Source organism: Burkholderia sp. 4NA327C6, assembly GCF_005502655.1.
Classification (GTDB): Bacteria; Pseudomonadota; Gammaproteobacteria; order Burkholderiales; family Burkholderiaceae; genus Burkholderia; species Burkholderia contaminans.
The window spans coordinates 293827-318688 of the sequence record NZ_SCNZ01000002.1 but is presented as its reverse complement, the minus strand read 5'-3'; the positions used below and the strand labels follow the sequence as shown (position 1 = coordinate 318688).

Below are 24862 nucleotides of genomic sequence, written 5' to 3'. Positions count from 1 at the left end.
TTAGCTTCGAGATTTTTTGTTATCCAAATTTTTTTGGTAGGTGTTTTCTATTATTTTTATGAACATTGGCCGTGAACCTAAAACACCATTGCTTGATAGGCCGGAACGATTTAAAAATCTTTCCGGCTTGCGATATTCGAAACCCCGCCGGATGGCATACCGACATGCGGCATCCCATTCCGGAATCGAAAATTCGCCAATACGCCAATACATTAACCACCGCAAAATGCAGCGTCGTTGAAAACACCCCATTTACCGGAGCGACGACGGGCCCGCATTGCAGCCAGGTGGCATGGCTTCTCCCTGAGCTGACGATGAAAAGTCTTCCGGATATTCCGGCCGACGGGCGCTCGATCTACTCTGGCCGGCGCCCGCATGGGCCAGGCGCGATCGAAGCGACCCGGCTTGACCGAAGACGAATCGGCATCACGCTGTCCGGCACGAACAGCCTGATCCATCCGGGTGAACTGAATGAGAGCGAGTATCGCTGTCGCCCGACTGCCGTGCGGCGCGACAAACGCGACAACCGCGCCAGCACGCGAAGCGTGCGGCGGGCAAGAAACCGGGACAGCGCAACTCGCGAAGCTGGCACAGCGTCGCGAGCGTCACCCCGGCCTTTCCGACTACCCCAATGATGCGCAAAGTACGCGTCGATCAATTTACAGCTTATGGTCTTCATCGCCGTTTCCCCGACTGCTTATTGACGAGTTGGCCGCCCCACCGCTTTGTTACTTCGTTTCAGCCGCCCGCCGGTACGTCGAATGTCGCAAGCAGCGTGCCACGCGATATTCCACCGCAGATTGCGCGCGGCAAACGGCCGACACGGCGGCACGCAGCGCCGGGAACGACATTTTTTGTTTCAGGAATGTATCGCAATAACAGTCTGACACCCGCTCGGATCGTTGAGCGCCGCGACGCAATCGCCGGATTAGACGGACGAATCCGGCCGACGGGCCCGCGCCGGACGGCCGGATGAACGAGTGTTTCAAACCTGAGAACCGGGCTGCCGTGCAAGGCAGGCAGCGCAGGCATTTCCGCCTGCAAACCGGGGGGTGCGGCATGTGCGCCCCCTTTCCGTGCCGTCACAAACGAGAATCGATTCGGCCGGCACCGGCCACCGAAAGCCCGGCGCAGCAGCCTCCGACGAGCCGTCGACACGCGTTTCCCCTGATGACCGGAACGAATTTGATTCATCCGTGAAAATACCGACAGGATCACACCCTATTCGATGGCCGAAATGAACCGTAAAAATGAAAACTTCGTGTCTGCGTAACAATTAAAACAAATGAAAACTCGCGACCCGTCGCGCCGCACATCACTTTTTCATTTTCATTCGCCACGACTTTCATGCACCGAATCACCCGCGTCGCGGTGCATTCTGGAATGCATTTTTAAGCCGCTACCCATGCACCTCTCATTGATGAAACATTCAAACTCAACACCTTTTTGAAGACGCCATTCCCGCAAAATCCTGATTCATCGTGCTTTTCGTCGTATCGAATCGCATCTTTCCGGCAATTGACCCGCCCGCTTTTCTGTCCCCACGATACATGTATGAAACAGAAGCGCGCATATCGCGCGGCAATCGCGGCGCCGCTCCCCTGCGCATCGCGACGGCATCGTTCATGGCATGCCGATTGCCTGATTTCCGGCTCTCACCGAGCGGCACGCCGAGGCACAAGATCACGGACGGCGGCCTGCTCGTCAATCCGCGTATCGGGGAAAAGGCGATGAAGATCACCACCGATCGATCGACGTGCGCGTCGTTCAAGCATCAACGGGGTAGCCAACGAAACCGGAGCGCCTGTCGCGGCGCTTCGTCGACCTCGGCCCACGCGAGCCGGCGCTTGCCGAAGCGCTACCCGTGCAGCGGGATGGAACGCGTGCGCACCGCCGTCGAGCAAATCGACGTGGGGTTCCTCGATCTGCTCGACGAAGAAGAAAGCCATGAATGACAGGGTCGCGCTCGAGACGCGCGCCGGTCAGCGCGTCCTGGTGACGGGCGGCGCCCCCTTCCTGCAGACGACGGTGGTCGCCCGATGACACGCGCGGCGATCGACGGCGCGCGGGCTTTCAGCGATCTGCCGTCAGCCGAGCAGTTCCTTCCTGCGCAACTGCACGACGTCGCGCATCGGCGGCGCGCCGAACAGCCGGCTGTATTCGCGGCTGAACTGTGACGCGCTCTCGTAGCCGACGACGGCGGCCACCGACCCGACGTCGCCGCCCTGCCGCAGCAGCAGCCGCCGCGCCTCGTGCAGCCGCAACTGCTTCTGGTACTGCAGCGGGCTCAGCGTCGTCACGTGCTTGAAATGATGGTGCAGCGACGACACGCTCATGTTGACCGCCTGCGCGAGCGACTCGACGCGCATCGGCTCGGCGAAGTGATCGCGGATCCATTCGATCGCGCGGGCGATCCGGTGCGTCTGGCTGCCCGCGATCGCCATGTGCCGCAGCCGCGTGCCCTGCCCGCTCGTCATCAGCCGGTACAGCAGTTCCTTTTCGATCAGCGGCGCGACGACCGCAATGTCGGCCGGCGTATCGAGCAGTCGCATCAGCCGCAGCGCGGCATCGAGCAGCGGCGGCGTCAGCTCGGCAAGCGCGATCCCCTCGCCTTCGGGGCCCGCGTCCGGTTCGGGCAGCCGCATCTCGGCCGCGAGCTCGACGATGCGCTGCGGATCGAGCGTCAGCGACAGGCACAGGTACGGCGCGTCCGGCGACGCGCGCGTCACGCGCGACAGGATCGGCAAGTCGATGGAGGTAATCAGGCAATTCTGCGCGTCGTACTCGTAGGCCTGGCCGGCCACGATCACGCGCTTCGATCCCTGCGCGGCGATCACGAGCGCGGCGCGCGACACACCGCAGCCGAGATCGACCGGCCGCGTGTGCCGGTGCAGCATCAAACCCGGCACGGCCGTTGAATGCGAGCCGTCCGCGGGCGCGAAACGGCTGATCAGCGTCGCCAGCTCGCGCTGCCCGGATTCGCGCGACGCCACGATATCGGTCATGTCCATGACGCTTCCTCGATAGATTTCCTCATGTCGCGGGAGCATAGCGAAACCGCCCGCGACCTGCCGGGGATTTGCAGGATTGTTCAATAAATTTGCAGGATTGGGTAGACGCAAAAACCGATGCCTCGCGCACACTGCCCGCTGACCGGGCGCATGCCGGGTTTTCCCCACGGAGACAATCACAATGCCTACCTCGTTTGTCCTCAACGGCAAGAACGTCACGCTCGACGCCGATCCGTCGATGCCCGTCCTCTGGGCGATTCGCGAACACGCGGGACTGACCGGCACGAAGTTCGGCTGCGGCATGGCGCAGTGCGGCGCGTGCACCGTGCATCTCGAAGGCCAGGCCGTCCGCTCGTGCGTGCTGCCGCTCGCCGGCATCGCGGGCAAGCACGTCACGACGATCGAAGGCCTGCAGAGCAAGCCCGCGCAGGCCGTGCAGGCCGCCTGGGTCAAGCTGCAGGTGCCGCAGTGCGGCTACTGCCAGTCCGGCCAGATCATGTCGGCCACCGCGCTGCTCGAACAGAACCCGAAGCCGACCGACGCGGACATCGACGCCGCGATGAACGGCAACCTGTGCCGCTGTGCGACCTACGCCCGCATCCGGGCGGCGATCCACGACGCGGCCGCGACGCTGGGAGCCTGACCATGACGATCGAACTCGACAACACCGGGTCGGTGCGTCCGTCGCGCCGCACGTTCCTGAAGGCCGCGGGCGCCGCGGCCGCAGTCGGCCTGACCATCGGCTTCGACTTCAGCGGCTTCGGCCGCCGCGCGCTCGCCGCAACCGCGCCCGCCGCCGGTTTCGCGCCGAATGCATTCCTGCGCGTCACGCCCGACGGCACCGTCACGGTCATCGCGAAGCACGTCGAAATGGGCCAGGGCGCATATACGGGCATCGCGACGATCGTCGCCGAGGAGCTCGACGCCGACTGGTCGCACGTGCGCGTCGAAAGCGCGCCCGCCGATGCGAAACGCTATGCGAACCTCGCGTTCGGCACGATGCAGGGCACGGGCGGCAGCTCGGCCATGTCGAACTCGTGGCAGCAACTGCGCGAAGCCGGCGGCAAGGCCCGCGCGATGCTGGTATCGGCCGCGGCGGCCCGCTGGAAGGTGCCCGCGAGCGAGCTCACGACCGCGAATGGCGTCGTCACGCATGCGAAGAGCGGCAAGACGGCCGCGTACGGCACGCTCGTCGCCGATGCGTCGAAGCTGCCGGTGCCGGACACGGTCACGCTGAAGCAGCCGGCCGATTTCAAGCTGATCGGTCACCCCATTCCGCGCGTCGACGCGTCGGCCAAATCGAACGGCACCGCGCATTTCACGCTCGACACGACCGTCCCCGGCATGCGCGTCGCGCTGCTGCAGCGCCCGCCGCGCTTCGGCGCGAAGGTGAAGTCGTTCGACGCGACGGCGGCCAAGGCCGTGCCGGGCGTCGTGTCGGTGGTGCAGGTGCCGGGCGGCGTCGCCGTCGTCGGCACCGGCTTCTGGGCCGCGAAGCAGGGCCGCGACGCGCTGAAGATCGAATGGGACGAAACGAACGCCGAGAAGCGCGGCTCGGACGAGATCATGCGCGAATACCGGCAGCTCGCCGACCAGCCGGGCACGTCGGCGCGCAAGGACGGCGATGCCGATGCGGCAATCACGGGCGCCGCGCGCAAGATCAGCGCGACGTACGAATTCCCGTATCTCGCGCACGCGCCGATGGAGCCGCTCGACGCGGTCGTCAAGCTGACGGCGAATAGCTGCGAGATCTGGGCGGGCGACCAGTTCCAGACGGTCGACCAGGCCAACGCGGCCCGGACGGCCGGCCTGAAGCCCGAGCAGGTGCAGATCCACACGCTGTACGCGGGCGGCAGCTTCGGCCGGCGCGCGAACGCGTGGTCGGACTACGTGGTCGAGGCCGTGTCGATCGCCAAGGCGCTCGGCGCGGACGGCAAGCCCGTCAAGCTGCAGTGGACGCGCGAAGACGACATCCAGGGCGGCTTCTACCGGCCGATGTACTTCCACAAGCTCGACGCGGGGCTGACCGCGGACGGCAAGCTGGTCGGCTGGCGCCACCGGATCGTCGGCCAGTCGATCCTCGCCGGCACGCCGTTCGAGGCGTTCATGGTGAAGAACGGCATCGACGCCACCTCGGTCGAGGGCGCGGCGAACCTGCCGTACGCGGTGCCGAACGTGTCGGTCGAGCTCACCACCACCAAGGTCGGCCTGCCCGTGCTGTGGTGGCGCGTGGTCGGCAGCTCGCACACGGCCTATGCGGTCGAGGCGTTCATCGACGAAGCCGCGCACACCGCCGGCAAGGATCCGTACGCGTTCCGCCGCGACCTGCTCGAGAAGGAGCCGCGCATGCGCGCGGTGCTGGACCTCGCCGCGCAGAAGGCCGGCTGGGATCCGGACAAGCCGCTGCCGAAGGGCCGCGGGCGCGGGATCGCGGTTGCCGAGGCATTCAAGAGCTATGTCGCGCAGGTGGCCGAGGTGTCGGTGGACGCGGACGGCAAGGTGAAGGTCGAGCGCGTGGTGTGCGCGGTCGATTGCGGGATCGCGATCAATCCCGACATCGTCGCCGCGCAGATGGAGGGCGGCATCGGCTTCGGGCTCGGCGCGGCGATGCACAGCGCGATCACGCTGAAGGACGGCCAGGTCGAGCAGCGCAACTTCGACGGCTACCACGTGCTGCGGATGGCCGAGATGCCGAAGGTCGAAGTGCATATCGTGCCGTCGGCCGAAGCCCCGACCGGGGTCGGCGAGCCGGGCGTCGCGCCGATCGGGCCGGCGGTCGCGAACGCGATCTTCGCGGCGACGGGCAAGCGGCATTACGTGCTGCCGTTCGATTCGGCGGATAGCGCGAAGGCTTGAGGATGGGCCGGAACGCCGGCCGAGGGGCGGAAACGCCTTGCGGCCGGCGGGTTTGAACGGCCACGGCAGCCGAAAATCCGGATGGCGTGGTCGCGGCAATCAACTTCGCTGGCGGTTCCGGCGGAGATCAGGGTGCGCATCCCGGCGTGCCATGTCAGGGCGAGCGTCTCGAAGCGATGTATTCGCGATTCGGAAAAACGGCTCATGTCCCGATTCGATCCGGGTGGATCGGCGAGAATCCGCGGCGAAGCACCAACGCACCCGGACGAAGTGACGGCGAAGCAATCTCAGGGCCGCCTGACGCCGACGGAGCGATCGCGAGCCGACTGACGCAACTCACTCCTGCTCGACTTCGGGCCAAAGCCTCGGAAACAGGAACCGGAGGCTGCTCAATGGCAATCCAAACGAAAGCTCGCCGCGATGCGAAGGCGAGGTCAGCAGCCCGCAGTCCAGCAGCGATCGCACGATCCGTCGCGCCAATACGTCGCTTACGCCCAGCATCTGCGCGAATTCCGCTCGCGTGACGGTTCGGCGCAACGCCACGAACTCCATCGCAAGTGCCGCGGCCTCCGGTTTGATCACGGATTTTTCCGAGCGAATCATCCATGGATTGGCCTCCAGGAATCTCAGAAAATCCAGCAGCCGCCCCGTCATTCCTTGGAACTGCGTCATATGCACCATAAAGCGGACCTGATCCAGACAGCAGTCGAGAAAAAACCGCGCAAACCTGACCAATCCTTCCTGCGATAGATTGCCACGGCCGTCCAGATCGTTGCGGCGTGTCTGATCGGCATCGCTCAGCCTCGCGTAATACTGCTCGTGCTCTCGTGCGAGCCCCCGAAGCGGCGACCAGAGTCCATGAGTGAGATCGGCGGCTCGCAGGCCAAGGTACGAATGCAGGCGTGCCACGCGACCATTGCCGTCCATGAATGGGTGTACCCAGGCGAGACGATGATGCGAACACGCAATGCCGATCAGTTGATATTCCTTCGCGCGAATGCGGGCATAACGGGTCGCCCAGGCCTGGAGAAGCGGTTCGATCATTGCCGGCTCCGGCGCCAGATGGCGCCCGACCGTCACGTCCGAGCGACGAAATTCGCCGGGGACGACAACGCCCCCGTCGTCAGTGGATCGTTCGTCGTCCGGCAGGTAGGAAAAGAAGCAATCGTGAATGGCCGAGATGCGCGCCGGTTCAAATAACGCGCTGACCGGCAGTGCCTGCCATTCGTCCTCGAGCGCGGCTTCCGCCGCGATATGCGCAACCGCGAAACGTTGCTTCCTGCGTTCGGCGAGATCGGACGAATAATCCCGATGCAGCGCCGCTTCGATCCTGGCAGGCGTCGTGTGCTGGCCCTCGATCTTGTTCGTGTAGTACGAATTCATCGCGCGCAATTGCGGCACGAGCGCGGCGGCCAGCGGCGTCTCGCGTATGGCAAGTAGCCGCTGCGAGGAATCGACGAGGTCGGCGGCCTGTTCGAGCAGCGGATCGAGTACGCGATCCTCGGGAAACAGGGGTTCGAAGGTAGCGACGGTCGTCATGCTTGCCGGAGGGTTTCGTGTAGGGTTCGTTGTCGGCAATTATATCCACTTATGTTACTGATTTATATTGGTTTTCAATCGAACCATGTAGGGTTCCATGTAGGGTTCCATGTAGGGTTCCATGTAGGGTTCCATGTAGGGTTCCATGTAGGGTTTCCGTTCTACTCGCCTATCCGGCCTCGCGCCTGTTCGCCCCACCTCGCCCAGCACGTTACGTCGGACGTAACGCCCGTAACGTCGCCCGTCGATGCTACGTAACAATCCTTCACCATTACCCTGTCCCTTTTTCCGTCCGTTGCGCGCGCACCACAAAAACTCGTTTAAATTCAATGACGTAGCGCCGCCCGTACCGGCGAGATCGGCTGTCGATACCCGACGATCCGCCCCTGGCCCGGAAGTTGCAGCACAGGACTCGCAAACACTCCTTTACGGACATGCGAGGGCCACCATGGATTGCAAATACCTGTACATCGACAACATAAAAATCAACTTCGTGCGCCGCACGATCGAAATCGACAACAAAATCATTGATGTCACGCCGCGTGAATTCGACGTCGTCGAATTCCTGCTCGACAACATGAACAAGATCGTGCCGCGGCAGGCAATCCAGGAAGCCGTGTGGGGCCGTGAACTCGGCGTGTCGTCGCGCACGCTCGACACCCACATCTCGCGTATCCGTTCGAAGCTGCAGCTCGATCACGACAAGAACCTGCGGATCATCCCGATCTACGCGGTCGGCTATCGCCTCGTGCTGTTCGGTGCGGCGATGACGCACGTCGAGCGCCACGAAGCCGCGCCGATCCTGCGCGCTACGCCGCAGCCCGCGATGGTCGCCGACTACGCGTAATGCTTCGCCCGCGCGCCGCGCGTTCGCGGCAAGCGGGCAACGTGTCCCCCCAACGCGCTGCGGCGAGCCGCAGCGCCTCGCGGCCCGCCCGTCGGGCGCAGCCTGCACGCCGCCCGGCCCGCCAGCCAGTCGCGACCCGACCGCCGCCTCCGGGCGGCGGTTGCCTTTGCGGGCTCCGCTTCGCGGCCGCTCATCGCGCTTCGTAGCGCCCTGCTCACGCCGCCTGCCGGCGATCGCGGCGACTACGGATTCCGGCGCGGCACGCGGCCATCGCCGTCCCTACAATCGACGCAGCAGCCGCGCGCCCGTCGGCGCCGCCGGCCCCAGAACAACCCGTCGAATCAACGCCGAATTCGCCCCGATCCCGCCGTGCCTGCGCTGTTCCAGACGAATGCCGACGCCGGCGACGCCGTGCACCGGGCCATGCCCGCCGCGGCTGCACCGCCCGCCGCCGCGCCGGCCGCGGTCGCGCTCGACGCGTCGCCCCATCTGCCGCGCCTGTCCGCCGCCGCCGCGCGCGGACTGTCGCACGCGTACTGCGCAACCGGCGCCGTCGCGATCACGCTCGGCGAACACGCATACGAAGTGCGCTGGCGCGTCGACGCCGAGCCGGCCGCCGATGCGCACGCGTACCGCTTCGTCGTCGGCCCGGCGGCCGGCACGCTGTGGATCGATCCGCTCGCGGAAACCGAATGGCTCGGCGAAGCGGCCGATCCGGCCGTGCCGGCCGTGATTCGCGCGGCACTGCTCGCCGATCTGGGCGCGCCGCTCGCCGCCGTGCTGCAGACGGCGACGCGGCAGCGCGTGGAACTGCTGCCGCCGCCCGACAGCGTGCCGGCGTGGCGCGCCGCGCCGGCCGCGCTGCGCTTCGAGTTGCGGCGCGCCGACGCCGCATGGCGCTGCCACGGCGCGCTGCTGTTCGACGCGCCGGATGCGCTGGCCGTGTTCTTCGCGGGCCGGCCGGCCGCACCGGCCGCCCCCGCCGACGCGCGCGCGGCCTACGCGAACCTGCCCGTGCCGCTCGTGTTCGAGATCGGCCGGACCGAGCTGACGACGGCCGAGCTGGCCGACGTCGTCGGCGGCGACATCATCGCGATCGAGCGCTGGCAGGCCCACGAGCAGAACCTGCTGTGCGTCGCGCGGCTGCCTGCCGCGCCGGCATGGGAAATTACCGGACGGCCGTCGGGCAACCGGCTGACCGTCGAACGAATCAGGGAGATGCCTTTGGAACCGACCCGCACCGATGCCGCGCCGCCGACGACGCACGACGCGCCCGCCGCCGACGCGCCGCGCCCGCTCGACGGCCTCGCGGTCGACCTGCGCTTCGAGCTGCCGCCCACGTCGATGCCGCTCGGCGAGCTGAGCGCACTGCAACCCGGCGCCGTGATCGAACTGCAGCAAGGGATCAACCAGAGCGTGATCCATCTCGTCGCGAACGGGATGCTGATCGGCACGGGGCACCTGATCGCGGTGGGCCAGAAGCTCGGCGTGCGGGTCGTCACGCTGACCCAACCCGCGCCGCGCGAGCGCTGAACGATGGGCAATCTGCCGAATCCGGTCGCGCTGATCGCGGTGATCGCCGCGCTCGGCATCGCGCCGTTCGCGGCGCTGATGGTCACGAGCTACACGAAGCTCGTGGTCGTGCTCGGCCTGTTGCGCTCCGCGCTCGGCATCCAGCAGGTGCCGCCGAACCTCGTGCTGAACGGCATCGCGCTGATCCTGTCGCTGTTCATCATGGCGCCCGTCGGGATGTCGATCCGCGACGCGCTGCAGGCGCGCCACTTCGATGCGTCGGGGCAGTTGTCGACGGCCGACGTCGGCGCACTCGCCGATGCCGCGCTGCCGCCGATCAAGGATTTCCTCGTGTCGCACACGCGGCAGCGCGACCGCGAATTCTTCGTGCGCACCGCCACCTCGGTGTGGCCGAAGAACCGCGCGGACGGCATCAAGGACGACGACCTGCTGGTGCTGGTGCCGAGCTTCACGCTCGCCGAGCTGACGAAGGCGTTCCAGATCGGTTTCGTGATCTATATCGTGTTCATCGTCGTCGACCTGCTGGTCGCGAACATCCTGCTCGCGCTCGGCATGCAGATGATCTCGCCGACCACGATCTCGGTGCCGTTCAAGCTACTGCTGTTCGTCGCGCTTGACGGCTGGTCGCTGCTCGTGCACGGCCTCGTGATGTCGTACCGGGTGGCGGGCGCGGGATGAGCGCGCACCGCCTGCGAACCGCCGCCGCCTGCCTGTACGCGCTGGCCGCGCTCGCCTTCGCGTGCCTGCCGCTGCGCGGCGCGCAGGCCGCAGGCGCCGGCACCGGCTTCGCGCCGCTCGCGCGTGCGTGCGCGCCGAACGTCGATCCCGATACCCTCGCCGCGCTCGTGCGTACCGAGTCGGGCTTCAATCCGTATGCGATCGGCGTGGTCGGCGGCCATCTGGCGCGCCAGCCCGCGTCGCTCGACGAAGCACGCGCGACCGCGCGCGCGCTCGCGGCGCGCGGCTTCAGCTACAGCGTCGGCCTTGCGCAGGTGAACGAGCGCAATTTCGCGAAATACGGGCTCGATGAAGCGACGATGTTCGAACCGTGCCGCAACCTGCGGGCCGGCGGCGCGATCCTGACCGAATGCTTCGCGCGCTCGTCGGGCACCGGTCGCGCCACGCAGGCCGCGTTGCGCGCGGCGCTGTCGTGCTACTACAGCGGCAACTTCACGACCGGCTTCTCGAGCGGCTACGTGAGCCGCGTCGTCGCCAGCGCGCAGCGCAACGCGCGCGAAGGCGGCGTCGGACCGATTCCCGTCGTGACCGACACGCCGCCGCCCGCGCGCCAGCGTCGCATGGACGCGGCCGCGACCACGCCGCCCGAGCGCGCGCGCCGGCTGCCGTCGCCTGCCGCGTCCGCCGATGCGCCGTCGTGCCACGCCCGCCCGGTCGTGATGATGTGCCGCGGGCTCGCAGCCAGCCAGGCGAAGCGGCTGTGCGTGAAGTGTCTCGACGAGTAGCGGTGCGCGCCCCGATTACAGGGGCGCGAACGTCGCCAGCGCGCCACGTGACGCGGCACCGCCGTCGGACTGCACGCGTCTCGTAGCGTGCGGTGTGCTCGCGCGGCGGCCGCGCGGCCGTGCTACGAAACAGCGGCGATCCGGCCGCAACGCGCGTCCCTACACTCGTCGGATCGCGTCGCGGCGCGCATGGCGCCGCGCCTTCAGGGAGACGAGCATGCTGTTGATCGACGGATTGGGACTGGGCGTCAACTGGCAGCGCTTCCTGTCGGAAACGCTGAACCCGGTCGTCGCACCGCCGCCCCCGCCGCCGCCTCCGCCGAAGAAGGACGATTCGTCGGCCGGCCCCGCGAACCCGGTTGCGACGCCGCCGATTCCGGTCACCGCGACGCCGTCCACCGATCCGTCGAAGCCGACCAACCCCGAAATTGCATCCGCGACCTCGCTGGTCCAGAGCATGGCCGCGCAGTACACGGTGCCGCCGCCCGACATCACGGTCGAGAACGACAAGACGCGCGCGGTGCAGAAGGCGATCCAGGACGCGCAGACGCAATACGACAACGCATCGCAATCGCTGCAGGGCGCGCAGAACGTGCTGCGCCTCGTGAACCGCGATCCCGAATCGACGCCCGACGACCGCAAGACCGCTCAGGATGCCTACGCGAAGGCGCGCACCGCCGCCGACAGCGCGCAGCGCGACCTGAACGTGACGACCGACGCGGGCTACATGATCCTGTACGGCGAACAGGCGAACGCCGACATGCCGGCCGGGATGAAGATCGACGACTCCGGCAACGTGACCGATCCGGGTGACGCGCAACATGCCGCCGACCAGCAGTTCAAGACGCTGCTGGCCGCGTTTCCCGAGCACGCGAACGATCCGAACTGGGTACCGCAGCAGAGCGACTGCAAGAACCCGCTGCAGATCCGGCTCTTCGACGACTGGCAGACCGCCAGCGCAACGGCCGCCGTCGGTGCGTCGAAGTACTACGCGGACGTCGCGAATTCAAACCTCGCCTATACGCAGTTCCAGTCGTATCTCGCCGATCCGGACTACAAGGACGCGCTCGACTCGGGCGTCGGCCGGCTCAACGATGCGCTTCAGCAGCAGGGATTGCAGGTCACGATGCCCGACGCGCCGGCGTCGCAGGACGCCGCGCAGCAGGCCGTCACGGCGGCGGCGAAGGACGCGAACTATGCCAATGCCGCGGCCGGCGCCGCGAAGGACAGCCTGGCGCTCACGAACGCGCAGCAAACGTACGACTCGGTCAGCGGCAAGGAAGGACCGACGGTGGTCATGGCGAATGCGGTGTCGGATGCGAAGACCGCGCTCGCCCGCGCGCAGACGGCCGCGAACACGAGCGGCAGCTATCTGCAGATGCTGTCCGCGCAACATCAGGTCGACACGCTGCAGGCCGACTACACGAAGAAGCAGCAGGCCGCCGACGCCTGGCACAAGGCCAACCCCGGCTCGATGCTGAAGGATCCGCAGGTCGACCTCGACGTCGGCGACGCATACGCGAAACTGTCGCAGGCGCAACAGCAGGCCGGTATCGCGCACGACGGTTTCGTCGCGACCTACGGCGCGACGCTCGCGCAGCAGTACGACGACCAGGCGTCGCAGATCCAGGCGCAGGTCAACGCGCGCTCGATCTTCACGAAGCCGACGACCCAGCCCCCGCTGCTCGCGCCGTCGCTGTCGACCGCAAGCGGCCTGCCTTCCCTGCCCGCATCGTCGCTGTCGACCGCTGCGAGCGCCGCCCCCACCGGCACGCCGACGCTGCCGACGTCGTCACCGTTGCCCGCGCCATCGCTGTCGACCGCGAATGGCGGACTGCCACCGTCGCTCACCGACTCGTCCCCGTTCGTGCTGCCGCAGTCGCCGGCCACGCAGGCCGCCCCGGCGGGCCCGACGCTGCTCGATGCAAAGCGCCTGCAGGTCGTCGCAGGCGCGATCCGCGCGGCCGACAGCCGGCTCGCGAATTCGGTCAACGAGCGCGCAACCCAGGCCGCGCTGTCGCAGGCACGCATCCAGCAGACACAGTCAAAGAGCACGCTCGCATCGGTGCAGAAACAGTACGACGACTGGGCGGCCGCGAATCCGCCGCCCGTGCGGTTCCGCTACGTCGCGGGCGACGACATGATCCCGGCACCGTCGGCACCTCGGCCGAACCTGTACCAGGACCAGCTCGACAAGGCGAAGGCTGCCGTCACGCAAGCCGACAACACGGTACAGCGCCTGCAGCTGATGAGCGAGACGTCGCACCAGCAGGTGTTGATGGACCAGTTCGACGCGGGACTCGACGAGCGGCTGCGCTACGCGGCGCCCGATTCGGATGCCGGCAACGACTACAAGAAGGCGCTGCACGACTTCTACGAGGCGCATCGGGGCGAACTGTCGAACTCGCTGCTCGACGCGGCGAGCGCGAGCACGCAGAACGGCAATACGATCGCGTTCGGCAAGCTGACCGACAACGAACAGCGCAACTTGATCGGCGTCGCGCTCGGGATGCAGCCCGACGTGCCGAACACGGCCTCGTCGAGCGATGGTTCGGATCCCGTATCACCGACGAACGACGACGTCGCGCGCTTCACCGACAAGGACAAGCTGTCGACGATCAACAGCGTGCGCGACACGCTGCTGAAGGTCGGCGGCGGCGCGACCACGCAGGTCAGCGTGCTGCCGATGGTGTATGCGGCGAAGGACGCCGGCATGACGACCAGCGCGATCTTCAAGGTCACCGGCAAGGACGGCACGCAATACGTCGACGAGACGGCGAGCACCTACAACGACATCAACGACTACATCGACAACAACCAGCTGTCGAAGGACGGCACCGTCGACATCGCGACCGGCCACAACGCGGACGGCTCGCTGCAGCTCGTGTCGAAGGCCGCGCATCATGAAAGCGGCTTCGACAGCTTCCTGAACACGCTGACCAGCACCGGCCTGAACATCGGCATGATGGTCGGCGGCATGGCGCTGGAAGGTATCGGCGGGCTGCTCGACGGCACCGGAATCGGCGCGATCGTCGGCGTGCCGCTGAACATCCTCGGTGCGGGGATGATGTACACCGCGATCGGCGCATCGATGACCAGCGCGGGGCTCGACATCGCGACGCGCATGGAACACGGCCGCAGCATCAATCCGTTCACCGACGCGGGCGCGCGCGCCGACTTCATCAATCTCGTGCCGATGGGCGCCGCCGGCGCCGCCAAGCTCGCCGGCAGCAAGCTGTTCACGCGCGCGGTGACGGCGCTCACGCGCACGCCGAAAGTCGCGTCGCTGCTTTCCACCGGCGCGAAGGCCACCGCGATCGTGACCGGCGTCGGCGGCGCGGTCGAGGCGTTCGGCGAGGCCGGCGTCGACTATCTCGCAGGCGACAAGAAAGCGGCCGGCGAGCAACTCAAGTCCGGGCTCACCAACGTCGCGCTGATGGCCGCGGGCGGCCTCAAGGAACGCGCGGTCACGTCGGTACGAACCCGCACCGGCCGGCCCGTGCCGATCCGCACGACCGACGGCGAGACCGTCACGGTCGACAGCAGGATGCTCGGCCAGATCCTGAACAAGGGCGACGTGTCGTCGCTCGCCTACGGCCGCACGCGCGCGACGCTCGACGGCGAAGCCGTGAAGGTGTCGCCCGACGGCATGCTGATGGTCGGCGACAAGATCCTGACCTACGACAACCAGCCGATCCGCGTGCTGGACAAGACGTCGAGCAAGCAGATGCCGCCCGGCAAATCGGTGGTGCTCGGCGAAGACGGCACGCTGTCCGTCGTGTCGGCGTCGCCCAAGGAATGGACCAACGGCACGCGCGTCGACGACGTGAAGGGAACCGGCGAGCGCCTGTCGTTCGGCCCGGACGGCGAGATGACCACGACGCCGAACGTCGTCCCGAAGACCCGGCTCGAGCTCCTCGATCACGCCATTGCGCAGACGAGCGAAGCGATCCGGCAGGCGAACGGCGCCGACGCGCAGGCGCCGCGCAGCCTCGCGCAGACGGCCGCCGAAAGCGAAACGGCCAGCACCGCGAGCAACGCCCGCAGCACGCAGCGCGCGAGCCAGGAGCGCGCGCGCGTCGACCAGCAGCACGACGAAACCGAAGTCGACCGCACGGCGGCCGCGCGCAGCGACCGGCGCAGCCAGGATGCGCAGGCGCTGCGCACGCGGGCCGCCGAACTCGACGAGCCAGCCGGCGCCGGCACGCGAACGAAGACGGGTGGCGCACCGCCGCGCGTCGACGTGAAGGTCGTCGACCTGACGGACGAAGCGCCCGCCGCGCGGCCGGCCACGCGCGATCCGGCCGGCATCGCGGTACCGCGCGGGCCGAGCGCCGAACCGCTGGAGGTCGGCGACCGCACCGTCTATGTCGTGCGCGACCGCACGGCGCAGGACGCGCCCGGTGCACGGCCGTCCCCGTTGCGCCCGCAGGATCTCGACGAACCCGTGATCGTCGTCGCCGGCGAGCATGACGCGGCGCTGGCGCCCGAACTCGCGAACCGCTGGCAGAAGCCCGTCTACGCGGCCGCGCCCGACGCGTTCGGCGCCGACGGCCAGCTTCGCGCGGACGCGCGCGTGCTGCGCTTCGATCCCGCGCCGGAAACCGCGGCAGCCGAAACCGGCTTGCCGGGCGCAGGCGCAGCCGACGAAGCGCCACCGGCGTCGCCCCGCCCCGCGGCCGGCGACGACACGGTGATCGTGCTGGCCGGCAAGCGCGGCCCGAACGAACCGGCGATGCCGCGCGCTGCCGCGGCGGCCGAACCCGTCAGCGCGCTCGACGGCATCTTCAGCGCACCGAATCGCGTGCTCGTGCTCGTCAAGCCGGAGCGCCCCGCCACCGTCGAGCGCACGGCGGAACGCGAGACGGACACCGGCAAAACCGCCGGCAAGGCGGCCGCCGACACCGCCGACCGGACGGCCGCCCGCGCGAACGCGACCGACGCGCGCCCGGCTGCCGCGAACGACGAGACCGGGCTCGCCGCCGCGCATCCGGAAACGACCGAAACGCCGCCGCCCGACCCTGCCGCGTCGAACCCCGGCTGGATCACGCGGATGCAGATGCGTTTCGGCGGCGCGGCGCTGCCCGAAGCGGCGCAGGCACTCGCGATGCAATCAGGCACGCTTGCGACGCAGTTGCGCATGCTTCAGGACGCCGGCTGGCGCGTGACGCTCGGCAAGCGCGGCGGCGGCAGCCGCATCGATCCGCGCAAGCGCCGCGTGACGATCGACGGCGGCCTCCAGCATCCGGGCAGCATCGCGTACACGCTCGCGCACGAAGCGCGGCATGCGGTCGAGGCGATGGCCGGCGTGCTCAATCTCGACTACGGCAACCGCAGCCGCTTCACGCGCAAGGCGCTCGAAGCCGAGGCGCGCGCGCAGATCAATGCGTTCGAGGCCCGCTACGAGATCCAGCTCGCGGGCGGCGGCGACATCGCCGCGCACGTGCGGCTGCCCGATGCGATCGAGCACGAAGGCGACGCATGGCGCGCGCCGTCGCACGACTACGCGGGCACGGTCGGCCGGCTCGTCGACGCATTCGCCGACGCACCCGTATCGGGCCGCGACGGCGAGACTTACCGCGACTTCTATCACGACGTATGGGCGCGCCAGAAACGCCGCGGCGGCATTCCGCGCCGGATGCCCGCGCCGCAGACGCGCGAATCCGGCGACACGCCGCGCGGCGTGCGCAGCTTCGACGAACGCGTCGCGTGGAGCCGCGCGCATGCCGAGTACGCGTCGCCGTTCGGTGCGCGGCCGGCGCCCACGGTGTCCGAACTGCAGGCGGCCCGCAGCCGCCATTTCACGGTGCTGGAGGACGCCGGCGTGATGATGCTGCACGCCGACACGCTGCCGGACGGCACGCTGCTGACGGGCGGCCGGCCGACCGGCGTGCACGAATACGCGCTCGACCAGGCGCCCGCGTTCATGATCCAGGATGGCTATTCGATCGTGCTGTCCGCGCAGCAGGGTGGCGAAGCCGCCGCCGCGCAGCTCGCGAACCTGTGGCAACGGCCGGTGTACGCACCGCCCGCGCACGCGGTCGGCGCGCATGCCGCACTGCTCGACACCGGCGTGTTCCGCCGCTTCGACCCGGCGCCCGCGGCACCGCACGACCTCGGCCCGCTGACGGCCGACGCCGAAGGCGTACACGTCGAAGGCCGGCCGGGAGAACGGATCGACGTCGAACGCCACGTCGGCGAGCTGCTCGGCTTCGGCGGCGAGAAAACCGTGTTCGCGCTCGGCGACGACGCCGCGCTCGCGGTGTACGACAAGGGGCCCCATACATCGGAAGCCCACCAGCTCGACGCGGCGATCGACGAAAGCATCGCGCTCGACGATCTCGCGTCGTACGGCCTGAAAACCGTGACGATGAGCGGCCCGTTCTCCGCACTCAACCGCGTCGCGGTGCTGTACCGGCCACTCGGCGTATTCCACAGCTTCAGCTTCGAAACGGGCGCGCTGCCGCACGTGGTGTCGCGCGCGGCGCTCGAACATATCCGGCAGATCCGTGCCGTCGTCGAAAGCACGGGTATCGGCTTCGACCTGCAGGGCCTGTTCACGCGCAACGGCGATTTCCTGCTGAGCGACCCCGGTTCGATCGGCATGGAGGCGGGCGAGCACTTCACGGCAATGCAGCGCCTCGCGCTGATCGAGCGCGCGCTGACGACCGGCCTCGAACGCGGCAAGATCGAGCTTGCGCATCCGCAACTCGCGGAAACGCCGGCACCCGGCGCGTTCGTGCAGAAGCCTTCGATCATCACACGCGTGCGGATGCGCTTCGGCGGCGCGCCGCTGCCGAAGGAAGCCTATCGCCTGATCGATGCATCGGGCCTGCTGTCGCAGCAGATGCGGCTCGTTCGCGACGCGGGCTGGAAAGTCGTGCGCGGCACCCCGGGCGAAGGCAGCAAGATCGACACGCAGCGACGCCGCATCACGATCGACGGCAACCTGCGCTCGACCGGTTCGATGGTCTACGTGCTCGCGCACGAAGCCGGTCATGCCGCCGAAGCCGTGACCGGCACGCTCGGGCTGGACTACGGGTCGACGCAACGCTACGTGCGCTCCGCGCTGCTGGCGGAAGCCCGCGCGCAGGCGAACGCGTTCGCGATCCGCGACGAGATTCGCACGAACGCCGGCGTCGACATCGGCCGCTACGTCGCGCTGCCCGATGCGATCGCCAACGAATACGGCCGCGCGCGGCCCGGCGATGCCGAGTCGATCGCACGCCTCGCCGACGCGTTCGAACACGCGCCGACCTCGCTCGGCGGCATCAGCTACGGCGAGTTGTACCGCCGGCAGGCGCAGGCCACGCAATCGGGCCGGGCGACGCTGGCCGCACCCGAGCACGACGCGGCCGCCGCGCTCGCGGCCGAAACGGCGTGGTCGCGTGCGCGTCCCGTCAAGGCCTCGCCGTTCGACGGGCGCGGCGTGAGCGGCGTGGACGACCTGCGCCTGCTGCATTCGGACGGGCTGTCGTACGACCGCGAAGCCGGCATCGTGATCGTGCGCGGCACGACCGACGCGCAGGGCCGCCTCGTCGACGCCGACGGCCGCCCGTGGTCGCCGGTCGAGTTCACGCTCGCGCACCGCTCCGTGTTCGGCTTTCCCGGCGCGGCGATCATCCTCGCCGCGCGCAACGGCCGCGACGCGGGCGCATGGCTCGCGAACGTGTGGCAGCGGCCCGTGCACGTGCCGCCGACGATTGCCGTCGGCTTCGGCGCCGAAGCCGCGCTGAGCCCCACGCGCGCGTGGCTGCGCTTCGACCCGGCGCCGCACACGCGCCCCGATCTCGGCCCGCTCGCGGTGGACGGCAACGGCGTCCACACGAGCGGCGACCCCACCGCACGTCTGCCCGTCGAGCGCGTCATGGGCGCGGCGACCGGCGCCGGCATCGAAAAGACCGTGTTCGAACTCGGCCGCCGCAATGCGATCGGGATCTACCTCGGCACCGACAACCGCGCGATCCTCAACCATATCGACGCGATCCGGCACGAGCAGGAAGGCCTCGCCGCACTGCGTGCGTACGGGCTGAAGACGCTCACGCTCGGCGGCCCGTTCGCCGCATTCGACCGCGTGGCCGTGATGTACGAGCCGTTCGCGTCGCTCAGCAGCCACGACGTGACCGCCGGCGTGCTGCCGGAGCGCGTCACGCACGACGCATTCGCGCAGCTCGATCGCGCGAGCGAGATCACCGAGCGGCACGGCCTCTATTACGATTTCGAAGGCGTGTTCGACGCCCAGGGCGACTTCTACCTGAGCGACCCGTCGTCGCTCGACGTCGGTGCGCCGCGGCTGAACGTCGACGGCATCGTGCGCGACATCCGCGCGCTGCGCGTCGTGCTCGAGGACGGCATCGCGCGCGGAGCGATCGAGCTCGCGCATCCGGAAATCACCGAACATCTGCCGCCCGATGCGTTCGCGCAAAGGCCGTCCGTCATCACGCGGATCCGGATGCGCTTCGGCGGCGCGCCGCTGCCGAAGGAAGCCTACGCACTCGTCGACCGCTCGACCCTGCTCAGCGGGCAGGTCGCGCAAGCGCACGCGGCCGGCTGGAAAGTCGTGCTCGGCCGCCCCGGACGCGGCAGCCGAATCGACACCGCGAAACAACGGATCGTGCTCGACGGGCGGTTGCGCGGCACCGGCACGCTCGTCTATGCGCTCGCGCATGAAGCGCAGCATGCGGTCGAGGCGATCACCGGCCAGTTGGCGCTCGACCACACGTCGCCAGAAGCGTGGACCGACAGCGCGCTGATGGCCGAGGCGCGCGCGCAGGCGAACGCGTTCGCGGTGCGCCGCGAACTTGCCGGCGACACGGGCATCGATATCGCGAAGGATGCCCACCTGCCCGACGCGATCGCACGCGAGGCCGATCACGTGATGCCCGGTGACGCAGCCGGGCTGCGCCGGCTTGCGGCCGCGTTCGGCGACGCCGCGCCGTCGGTGCCCGGCCATGCCACCTATCGGGACTACTACACGAGCCAGGCGGCCCGCATGCGGGCCGGCGGCGTCCCGCGCGAGATGCCGGCCCCCGCCCCGCTGTCGCGGCGGCGCGCAACCGCGCCCGCGCACGCGTCGGGACCGGCCGTCAAGCGCGGGCAGCGTGCGCTCGACCAGCTCGCCACGCACGGCAAGCGCGACCTCGTCCGCATCGACGGCGACCAGCTCGCCAGTGTCGACGACATGAAGGCGGCGTTCGGCAACGACGCCCATGTGCTGATCGCACCGCACATCGACCGGCCGGCCGACCGGGTCGACGCGCGACATCCGCAGCCCGAGTTCATCGCGAGCCTGCGCACGAGCGCCAACGGCAAGTTCATCGACAAGAAGCCGGCATCGGACGAGATCGACCCGAAGGTCGCGCAGGATGCGTTCCTGCCGCTCAAGTCGAAAGGCGACGCCAGCCGCAAGAACTACGACTACTACCTGTCGCCCGTCCCGCTCGACGCGTTGCGCTCGTTTGGCGGCGCCGCGCGCATCGAGGCGTACTTCGGCGAGCTGCGCCAGTGGGACGTCGAACCGTCGGCCACGGGCGCCGCCGACAACGTCGTCGCCACCGTGAAGCAGCTCGACGATGCGCCCCGCTTCCAGCGGCCGAAGCAGGCGGAAAAATACGCGCGCAAGCATCCCGGCGCGCAAACGACGCTCTACGCGATCGATCGCAAGTCCGGCAAGGTGCTCGGGTACGCGACACTCGATGCCGAGCAGAAATGGACGTACGTCGAAACCACGTCGCTGGGCGACGCGACGATCGCCGAGCGCGAGCTCGCCGACGCGTTCCGGCGACGCTCGCGCCTGTTGCCCGACGGGCGCCGCGGCGTGCGCTTCGTCGTGGCTGACGTCACGCACGACGTCGTCGACAGTTACGGCGGCTTCGCACCGGCCAAAATGCGCCGCGCGCTCGACGACCGGAAGACCCCGCTGTCGAAGCCCGATGCCTACGTCCAGCGCGTGCTCGGGCGGGTTCGCCCGTCGCTGCGCCAAAAGAACCTGGAAGCGGCCGATGCCGGCACGCCGAACCTGCTGCCGCCAACGCCGGACACCGCGCTCGACTTCAACGCGCAGCACGCGCCGCAGCTGTTGCGCGCGATCGAGATGGGCGAAATACCCGAGGGCCACTTCGTGTACGTGTTCGACCACGAAGGGAGCGTCACCGACGCGCTGCGCGGCACGCTCACCGGCCTCATCGCGGTGGAGGACGGCACGATCCGCTGGTATGACACCCTCGCCGAGTACCGCGACGGCAACAACGAAGGCCTGCCGCTGGATCGGGCGACGATCGGCCGCGGGCCGTTCGGCGGCAACCAGCATTTCCTGCTGTCCTCGCTCGCCCCCGATGCGTTCGTGCCGCGCGCCGCCGCGCTGAAGGAGGCCGCGCTGCAGGCCGAGGAGGCAGCGCGGCAAGCCGCGGCGGCCCAGGCCGCGCCCGCCGCACCGCCCGCCGCGGGCAAACGCAATGCGGGCGGCCGGCCCGGCAAACCCGGCCGCAAGGCCGCGCGCGGCAAACCGCAAGCGAAGCAACCGGCCGTTCAGCCGGCAAAGCCGCCGGCCGTACCCGCCGCGAAGCCGATCGCGCTCGAACCGTACCAGCCGGCCTTCGTGTCGAGCACGATCGTCGAATCGGTCACGCGCTACGGCAAGGCGAAGGTCGCCGATTTCGCGTCGACGCTCGAACGCGTCAAGGAATGGGGCAAGCGCGACCAGGGCAAGCACGACGGCAACGGCTTGACGCTCAGCGACGAGCCGCGGGCCATCATGGCCGACGCCACGCTGTGGAAGAAGATCTTCAAGACGCTGGACATGTGGCGCGAGGCTTCGAGCCTGCATCCGCACGGCGCCGTCGCCAATCCGGGCGGCGGCCGCAACAGGCTGGTGCGCCGTTCGCAGCAGTTCGTGATCGACCACGGCGCCGCGCGAACCGCCGACCGGAAGCTGATCGACGCGTACGCCGAACTGCCGCCCGACATCCGCGACCGGCTCGTCCCGATGTCGCGCTCGTTCTCGCTGCGCGACGATCCCGAGGCGATGCGGCAGTACCTCGAGCAGTACGGCGGCGTGCTCCCGGCCGTCGCGCTCCAGGTCGATCCGTATTCGCAGGCTGCCGCCGTCGGCGGCAAGCAGGACCCGGGGCTGATCCAGCGCGCCAGGAAGTTCGGCGACCCGACGGGCGCCCGCTACGACGACGATACGGCGACGATCACGCGCACGGATCCCGACGGCACGCAGCACACGCTCGAACTCGACGACCTCGCCCACCTGCACAAGTGGCTCACGGCGGCATCGAAATACGGCTTCCTGCTGCGGCTCGAGGCCGCGCCGTCGCGGCCGCTCGTGTCGCGCGAAGACGGTCACGCGATGGCCGGCACGAACAACGGGTACGCCGAAATCCGGCGCATCGCCGAATCGCTGGAAACGTGGGCGAAGCAGCACGAGGGCGAGAAGGCGCCGCTCGTGATGCTGACCTTCCACGGCGCCGATGCCGTGCTCGAGCCGGTGCCGGGCGAAGGCCACGTGCAGTTGCTGGACGCCATCCTCAGCCGGAAACAGCTCGACTGGGTTCATGTCGGCCTGTCCTGGGGCACGCACGGCGACGACTTCATCGCGAATGCGGATCTGACGCGCGCGCTGGCGGCGAAGCTCGTCGACTACAAGCTGAACGCAGCCGGAAAGTTCGCGAGACTGCACGGCGGCGATGCACTGACGCGCGTCTACGAACCGGTCAGCGCCGAAGACTTCGCGAACCAGCAGCGCATCCTGTTCACGGAGGTCGAGCGCATCGCGAAAACGCAAGGCATGACAGACGGCGAGATCGCCGCATTGCGCGACGAACTGTACGAGCACAACACGTCGACGCTGCTGAACCAGGCGCGTCGCGCAACGAACGAGTACGGCCAGAGCATGTGGCGGCGTATCGGCGACGACGACGTCGGCAAACTCGAAAAGAAGGCGCGCGAGATCGGCCGCGACTGGCTCAAACGCCATCGCGCCGCCACGCCCGCGCGGCCGAAGCTGGCGCCGCAGCCGGCCTCCGACAGCCGCCTGCACTGGAAGAAGGTCACCGGCCGGCCGGCGCTGCAACACGACGGCTCGCATCCGATCGGCGCCAACCGCAAGGCCATCGCCCAGCCCGATGCGCCCGCCGCCGCCAACGCGACGATGGACGAGGCGGCCGCGCACCTCAATGCGCTGCGCGTGCACCGGCCGTCGAAAGAGCCGTCCGACCGGTGGAAGACGGGCATCACGAGCGGGATCGTCCTCGGTGCGTCGAGCCTGATCGGCCTCGACGCCGCGTTCCACTGGATCAAGCCGACCGTCATGAGCAATATGTCGTCGTCGTTCCTGCTCGCGTCGCGTCTCGGGCGCGTGTTCCAGGTGATGCACCAGGGCGCCATCCGCAGCCTGCAGTCGGGCGACCCGAAAGCCGCGGTCGCGGCACTCTCGCATCTCGAGACGACGCTCGTGCGGCAATTCGGCTCCCAGACGCACGAATACGGCGAACACCGGCCGATCCAGCTCGACGCCGCGGTACGCGATGCGCAGGCGATGGCGAGGCAATACGTCCGGCAATACCGGCGCGGGACGATGAGCTTCGAGGACGCCAAGGCCAACATCACCGCGCTCGCCGACGACGTGCTCACGCAGATGCAGGGGTTCGTCGGCGGCACGTCGTTGCAGCAGCTTCACGCGGGCAATCCGCGCAGCCTGCTGGGCATCGCCGGACGCGCGGGCACGGCCGTCGCATCGGTCGCCACCGTCACGAGCGGCATCGGCAAGATCGCCGGCGCGCACGACTGGTTCGGCCTGGCGCTGGGCACGACCGGTGTCGCCAGCGGCGCGCTCGGCGCTGCATACGCGGGCGCGTCGTTCCTGATCGTGTCGCGGCGCGTGAACGCGGACAAGCGCAGCCGCGTCGTGCGCGTGCTCGATTCGGCGGGCGACTTCGCGTCGGTCGCGCTCGGCGGGCTGTCCACCGCGTCGCAATGGAACCAGGGGGAATACGATCTCGCGGTCGCGACCGCGACGTCGACCGCGCTGCTGCTCGCCGGCCGGCTCAATACGCACTTCCCGAACGCCACGCCGTTCGTCAAGAAGATCCCGACCGCGGTCGTCATGATTCCGGTCGCCGCGTTCGGCTACAAGTTCATCATCGGCGTCGCGCCGATGATCGGCGGCCTGTTCAACTGGATCTTCGGCGGCGGCTCGCCGTCTCAGTCGAATCTCGCGCCAGGCGCGTTGCCGGGTGCCACGCCATCTGCGTCGCCGAGCGCCACACCATCCGCCACATCGTCCGCCACACCGTCGCCCACGACGAGCACGACGGCGCCGCAACCGTCGCAAGGCACGCCGTCGAGCCAGCCGGCGCCATCGAACTCGCCGCAGCCGTACATCGTCGTCGCCGGCGATTCGCTGTGGGTGATCGCGGACCAGCATCGCCAGTCGCTGCTCGACGCCGCGCAGGTATCGCGCGCCGACCAGCAGGCGATGACGCGCGGCGAGCAGGACGCGCGCGCGCTGAACGAGATCCTGCAGCTCAATCCGTCGGCCGCGCGCGATCCGGGCCGTCTCGCGATCGGCACGCCGCTGAACGTCGGCTGACGGCCGAGTCCGACCGCGG

The 24862-nt window shown here is 68.7% G+C and carries 12 protein-coding genes; 9 read left to right on the top strand and 3 right to left on the bottom strand.

What is annotated here, in order from left to right; translation table 11 throughout:
- Positions 1 to 71: 71 nt before the first annotated feature.
- Together FFS49_RS41865 and FFS49_RS03280 are read left to right on the top strand one after the other, a co-directional pair.
- Positions 72 to 635, top strand: a complete 564-nt coding sequence (locus tag FFS49_RS41865) for a hypothetical protein (protein ID WP_171026716.1) — start codon at positions 72 to 74, stop codon at positions 633 to 635.
- Between the two features lie 846 nt (positions 636 to 1481).
- A complete protein-coding gene (locus FFS49_RS03280) occupies positions 1482 to 1955 on the top strand; it encodes a hypothetical protein (RefSeq protein WP_226285403.1) in 474 nt (157 codons plus the stop codon).
- A gap of 132 nt (positions 1956 to 2087) precedes the next feature.
- On the opposite strand, the gene FFS49_RS03275 is transcribed toward FFS49_RS03280, so the two are convergent.
- Positions 2088 to 3011: an AraC family transcriptional regulator gene (locus FFS49_RS03275; protein ID WP_039360906.1), complete on the bottom strand. Its 924-nt coding sequence runs from the start codon at positions 3009 to 3011 to the stop codon at positions 2088 to 2090.
- Between the two features lie 181 nt (positions 3012 to 3192).
- Between FFS49_RS03275 and FFS49_RS03270 the strand changes: the two genes are divergently transcribed.
- Positions 3193 to 3654: a (2Fe-2S)-binding protein gene (locus FFS49_RS03270; protein WP_006480868.1), complete on the top strand. Its 462-nt coding sequence runs from the start codon at positions 3193 to 3195 to the stop codon at positions 3652 to 3654.
- Positions 3655 to 3656: 2 nt separating this feature from the next.
- On the top strand, positions 3657 to 5867 hold the full coding sequence (locus FFS49_RS03265) for a xanthine dehydrogenase family protein molybdopterin-binding subunit (protein WP_105818113.1): 2211 nt from the start codon (positions 3657 to 3659) through the stop codon (positions 5865 to 5867).
- Here FFS49_RS03265 and FFS49_RS41860 read toward each other — a convergent pair.
- A complete protein-coding gene (locus tag FFS49_RS41860; RefSeq protein WP_171026715.1) occupies positions 5825 to 6073 on the bottom strand; it encodes a hypothetical protein in 249 nt (82 codons plus the stop codon). The genes FFS49_RS03265 and FFS49_RS41860 overlap by 43 nt on opposite strands.
- Positions 6074 to 6203: 130 nt before the next feature.
- Complete coding sequence (locus FFS49_RS03255) at positions 6204 to 7406, bottom strand: Fic family protein (protein WP_105818114.1); 1203 nt, start codon at positions 7404 to 7406, stop codon at positions 6204 to 6206.
- 448 nt (positions 7407 to 7854) lie between these two features.
- On the opposite strand from FFS49_RS03255, the gene FFS49_RS03250 reads away from it, so the two are divergent.
- The 5 genes from FFS49_RS03250 to FFS49_RS03230 all read left to right on the top strand — a co-directional run bounded on the left by FFS49_RS03250 (position 7855) and on the right by FFS49_RS03230 (position 24843).
- Positions 7855 to 8253 carry a winged helix-turn-helix domain-containing protein gene (locus FFS49_RS03250; RefSeq protein WP_039360897.1) on the top strand — a complete coding sequence of 133 codons (399 nt, stop codon included), beginning with the start codon at positions 7855 to 7857 and terminating at the stop codon, positions 8251 to 8253.
- 369 nt (positions 8254 to 8622) lie between these two features.
- Positions 8623 to 9786 (top strand): type III secretion system cytoplasmic ring protein SctQ, encoded by a 1164-nt coding sequence (gene sctQ / locus FFS49_RS03245; RefSeq protein ID WP_105818115.1) that lies wholly within the window; start codon positions 8623 to 8625, stop codon positions 9784 to 9786.
- A gap of 3 nt (positions 9787 to 9789) precedes the next feature.
- Positions 9790 to 10464 (top strand): type III secretion system export apparatus subunit SctR, encoded by a 675-nt coding sequence (gene sctR, locus FFS49_RS03240; RefSeq protein WP_039360892.1) that lies wholly within the window; start codon positions 9790 to 9792, stop codon positions 10462 to 10464.
- Entirely contained in the window at positions 10461 to 11249 is a 789-nt protein-coding gene (locus tag FFS49_RS03235) for a lytic transglycosylase domain-containing protein (RefSeq protein ID WP_105818116.1), read from the top strand. The genes sctR and FFS49_RS03235 overlap by 4 nt, the downstream gene beginning before the upstream one ends.
- A 217-nt stretch (positions 11250 to 11466) precedes the next feature.
- The gene (locus tag FFS49_RS03230) at positions 11467 to 24843 is read left to right on the top strand and encodes an LWXIA domain-containing protein (RefSeq protein ID WP_137950993.1); all 13377 of its coding nucleotides are present in this window, start codon (positions 11467 to 11469) and stop codon (positions 24841 to 24843) included.
- Positions 24844 to 24862: the final 19 nt, after the last annotated feature.